Consider the following 678-nt stretch of genomic DNA (forward strand, 5'->3'; position numbering starts at 1 on the left):
GCAAAGGCGTCTGACAACTTGGACGGTACTTGAAATATAAATAGTATTTGAAAAGTTTGTTTAGACTGGTTAGGCCGGACACCTGCTGCGAAAATCGCTAGGCACTGCGCATGTCGCAACTTGAGTGTGACAATTTAGTGCAGTGCTCGGCACTTGAAATAACATGAAACAAACCTTTGTTTCGAATACGTCCAAAAATGGAGAAATTAGAATGTCAGAGAAAACTCTCGGCCTAATCAAAGAAAACGAAGTCACATGGGTCGACCTTCGCTTCACAGATACTCGCGGTAAAGAACAACACGTAAGCATTCCATCTTCTGAAGTTGACGAAGACTTCTTCGAAGAAGGCAAAATGTTTGACGGTTCATCAATTGCTGGCTGGAAAGGCATCAACGAATCAGACATGATCCTTATGCCTGAAGACGCTACAGCAGTACTTGACCCGTTCACAGAAGAAAGCACTTTGATCCTTCGTTGTAACATCGTTGAGCCTTCAACTATGCAAGGCTACGAGCGCGACCCACGCTCTGTTGCGATCCGTGCTGAAGAATACTTGAAGTCTACAGGTATCGCTGACTCTGCATTGTTTGGTCCAGAGCCAGAATTCTTCGTATTTGATGACGTTAAGTGGAAAGCCGACATGAACGGCGCTATGTACGAAATCAACTCTGAAGAAGC

The 678-nt window shown here is 44.7% G+C and carries 1 protein-coding gene; it reads left to right on the plus strand.

What is annotated here, in order from left to right; translation table 11 throughout:
* Positions 1–211: 211 nt before the first annotated feature.
* Positions 212–678, plus strand: a 467-nt coding sequence (locus A3766_RS04385) for a glutamine synthetase beta-grasp domain-containing protein (RefSeq protein ID WP_197479313.1), incomplete at its 3' end; no start/stop codon positions are given.

Source organism: Oleiphilus sp. HI0132 (assembly GCF_001635845.1).